Genomic DNA, 4,143 nt, shown 5'->3' with positions numbered 1-4,143 from the left:
AAAAGTGACATTTTATATTGGGAATGGGGGGTGACATTTTATTTCTGTTTTAATACTATTAAATAAAAATAAATAATCTTTTTTTAATTTGTAATATAATTTAAAGGAAATAAATAATTTTAAAAACAAAAGTAAAAATACATTTATTTTTAAAGAAAGGTATAAAATGAAAAAAATTGCTATAAATGGATTTGGTAGAATTGGTAGATTAGTTTTCAGAGCAATTCACAAATTACATAAAAATGATTTAGAAGTTGTTGCTATTAACGACTTAACAGATGCTAAAACATTAGCACACTTACTAAAATACGATTCAGCTCACGGAAGATTTGAAGGAACAGTAGAAGTTAAAAACGGAAACTTAGTAGTTGATGGAAAAGAAATTAAAATTTTAGCTGAAAGAAACCCAGAATTATTACCTTGAAAAGATTTAGGTATTGATGTTGTTGTTGAATCAACTGGATTCTTTACTTCAAAAGAAGGATCTGAAAAACACTTAACAGCAGGAGCTAAAAAAGTATTAATTTCTGCACCAGCTTCAGGAGATTTAAAAACTATAGTTTACAATGTTAACCACGACATTTTAACAAAAGATGACAAAGTTGTTTCAGCAGCTTCATGTACAACAAACGCTTTAGCACCAGTTGTTCACTTTTTAGATAAACACTTTGGAATTGAACGTGGATACATGTCAACAATTCACGCTTATACAGCAGATCAAAGATTACAAGATGCACCTCACTCAGACTTAAGAAGAGCAAGAGCTGCAGCTATTAACATCGTTCCTTCTTCAACAGGAGCAGCAAAAGCTATTGGATTAGTAGTTCCTTCATTAAAAGGAAAATTAGACGGTATTGCTTTAAGAGTTCCAACAATTACAGGATCATTTGTTGATTTAGTAGTTGAACTTAAAAAAGATGCAACAGCAGAAGAAATTAACTCAGTTATGAAATCACATTCAAGTGAATCATTTGGTTATACAGATGAACCAATCGTTTCTTCAGACATTATTGGAGCAACAGAAGGATCAATTTTCGATGCAACTTTAACAAAAGTATTAACAGTTGATGGAAAAAATCTTTACAAAATTTACACATGATACGATAATGAATCATCATATGTAAACCAATATGTAAGAGTATTAAAATTATTATCTTCATTATAATAATTATTCTTAATAGATGCATTGAAAAATGCATCTATTTTTTTATTTGTTTTTAATAAATAAAATTTAAAATAAAGTAAAATAATAATAGAAATTAGTGTTAAAAAAATCAATAGAATTAAAAATACAAAACAACAATAATAAAATTATAAAGGAGAAACATCTATGAAATTTTTGGATTTATGTTCTGGAATAGGTGGAGGCAGACTGGGATTAGAATTAAATGGATTACAATGCATAGGACATTCAGAAATAGAAGAAAATACAGCTGAAACATATAAATTACTATTTAATGATGATAAAAATTTTGGAGACTTAACTAAAATTAAAGCAAGAGATTTGCCAGATTTTGATTTTGTGATTGCAGGTTTTCCTTGTCAAACTTTTTCTATAGTAGGTAAAAGAGAAGGTTTAGAAGATGAAAGAGGTCAAATAATTTATCATATTATTAGAATTTTAAAAGAAAAACAAACAAAATATTTTATTTTGGAAAATGTTAAAGGTTTAATAAATCATGATAAAGGAAAAACTTTTGAAATTATAAAAAATGAGTTACAAAATGCTGGTTACAACATTTTTTACAAAGTTTTAAATACTAAAGATTTTGGTATACCACATTCTAGAGAAAGAATATATATTGTAGGTTTTAAAAACAATTTAAACATTTTAAATTTTGAATTTCCACAAGAAAAAGAGAAAATATATAATTTTAATAATTTTATTGATAAAAATAATACTAATATACTTGAAACAAATAATAAAACTTTTTTAAAATATTTAGGTCATCCTTATAATCAAAATTTATATTCAATTAATGATATATTAAAATGAGAAAATACTGTAATTGATACAAGACAATCAGATTTAAGAAAATACAATGAAATATTTCCTACTTTAAGAAAAGGGAGACACGGTTTATTATACATACAAAATAAGCAAATTAAAAAACTTAATGGTTATGAAGCTTTGCTTTTGCAAGTTTTTCCAAAAGAAATAGTTGAAAAAGCTAAAAAAATGAACTTAAATAATAATAAACTCCTTTCACAAGCAGGAAATGCAATGACAGTAACTGTAATTCAAAAAATTGCTTCTAAAATGCTTACAATAATAAGAGAAAGAGAAAAAGATGGAAAATAAAAATAATACAATGGATAAAACAAAAACTAAGACTATTCCTTTTGTTAAATGAGCAGGCGGAAAAAGGCAGATTATAGAAAAAATACAAGAAAAATTACCAAAAACAATAAATAGATATTTTGAACCTTTTGTTGGTGGTGGTGCTGTTCTTTTTTCTATTGAAGCAAAGAAATATTTTATTAATGACATCAATAGTTCTTTAATAAATGCTTATATTCAAATAAAAGAAAATCCAGATTTAGTTATATCTAATCTTGAAAAATTAGATAAAACCTTTATAACAAAAGGTGATTACTATTTAATTAGAGAAAAATATAATGAAAAAATTAAAAATAAAGAATTTGATGTAGAATTAGCAACATTTTTTATTTATTTAAATAAAAGATGTTTTAATGGTTTATATAGAGTTAATTCTAAAGGAGAATTCAATGTTCCCTTTAATGGAAAAGAAAATTTTTCTTCTTTTTCTAAAGAAAATATAGTCAATATTTCTAATTTTTTGAATAAAAAAACAGAAATTATGAATTTTGATTTTGCAACAGTTTTAGAAAAAGCAAAAAAAGGAGATTTTATTTTCATAGATAGTCCATATGATTCTTTAGAAAATAAATCTTTTGATTCTTATACAGAAGCAGGATTTGATAAAGAAGAACACATTAGATTATCTCAAGTTGTAAAAGTTTTGGACAAAAAAGGTTGCTATATAATGTTAACTAACCATAATACGGATTTAATAAATGAATTATATAAGGATTTTAATAAAGAAATAATCAAAGTAAAAAGGTTAATTAATAGAGATAAAAATAAAAGAACAGGAGAAGAAATAATAATAACAAATTATTAATTTATGAATAGAATAGAACAATTTAAAAAGAATTTACTCAAAACAAATAGAAATTATTCTTTCTTTGTAAATTGAGAAAATATAAAAGACTACAAAATTTATTTACCTTTTTTAGATAAATTAGATATTTTAATAAAAAACAAGAATTTTGATCAAACATTCAAAATGATTTTAAAACAAAATCCAGAAGTTATTAAAGTTTTCCCATTGCTTATTGCTTTAAGTAAAAAAGAAAGAGAACTTTTTACAAAGACAAAAATCAATTTAGAAATAATTGATGAAGATATTAAAACTGAATGTTTTAATTTCAATTTTGACAATAAATTATCAGACTATGAAATAGAAAAATTTCTATTATTTTTCCATAAAACAGGATTAAAAAAGTTATTTTTGGATTTTTTACAAAATAGTGTAATTGATTATGTTTTAGGTATTTTAGTAGGCTTAGATTCTAATGGAAGAAAAAATAGAAGTGGCAGTTGATTTGAAAAAAGGTGCTTTGATTCTTTGAAATTAATTTGTGATAAAAACAACATAATCCTATTTCAACAGCAAAATTTTAAGAATGTTCAGAATATAAATGATATGCATAAAATAGGAGATTTTCTTCTTCTGAAAAATGATAAAATGATTAATATTGAAGTGAATTTCTTTTTTAATAGCGGTTCAAAACCTATAGAAATAATAGATAGTTATATAAATAGAAATAAGGAATTAAAAAATAATAAAGTAGCTTTTATTTTAATAACTGACGGACCATTTTGAAGTAAAAATGCCGATTTTTTATTAGAAAAAATGGAAGGAAAAATAAATTATTTTAATTTTTCAGAAATAGAAAGTCAATATTTTGAAAAATTATTATTAGATTTTTTCAAAATTTAAAATTTATTTTACTCAAAAATAAACGTTTTTTTCTTTTTTTTACTGTTTAAAAAGAATAAAATGTAATTACAGATATAAAATGTCACTTTTTATAAATATGTGTTAATTTAATGAT

General features: G+C 23.2%; 4 protein-coding genes. All 4 read left to right on the top strand.

Annotation, left to right across the window (positions count from 1 at the left end):
• Window positions 1–166: 166 nt before the first annotated feature.
• The 4 genes from gap to ACXX84_RS04035 all read left to right on the top strand — a co-directional run bounded on the left by gap (window position 167) and on the right by ACXX84_RS04035 (window position 4,028).
• Window positions 167–1,165, top strand: a complete 999-nt coding sequence (gene gap, locus ACXX84_RS04050; protein WP_436358954.1) for a type I glyceraldehyde-3-phosphate dehydrogenase — start codon at window positions 167–169, stop codon at window positions 1,163–1,165.
• A 165-nt stretch (window positions 1,166–1,330) separates the two neighbouring features.
• Entirely contained in the window at window positions 1,331–2,302 is a 972-nt protein-coding gene (gene dcm, locus ACXX84_RS04045) for a DNA (cytosine-5-)-methyltransferase (RefSeq protein ID WP_458560467.1), read from the top strand.
• Window positions 2,292–3,146 carry a DNA adenine methylase gene (locus tag ACXX84_RS04040; protein WP_436358956.1) on the top strand — a complete coding sequence of 285 codons (855 nt, stop codon included), beginning with the start codon at window positions 2,292–2,294 and terminating at the stop codon, window positions 3,144–3,146. The genes dcm and ACXX84_RS04040 overlap by 11 nt, the downstream gene beginning before the upstream one ends.
• 3 nt (window positions 3,147–3,149) lie before the next feature.
• Complete coding sequence (locus tag ACXX84_RS04035; protein ID WP_436358957.1) at window positions 3,150–4,028, top strand: DpnII family type II restriction endonuclease; 879 nt, start codon at window positions 3,150–3,152, stop codon at window positions 4,026–4,028.
• The last annotated feature ends 115 nt before the right edge of the window (window positions 4,029–4,143 follow it).

Source organism: Mycoplasma sp. AC157 (genome assembly GCF_054343415.1).
Note: the sequence above shows the minus strand (reverse complement) of the source record. Positions and strands in the feature narration are given on the sequence as shown.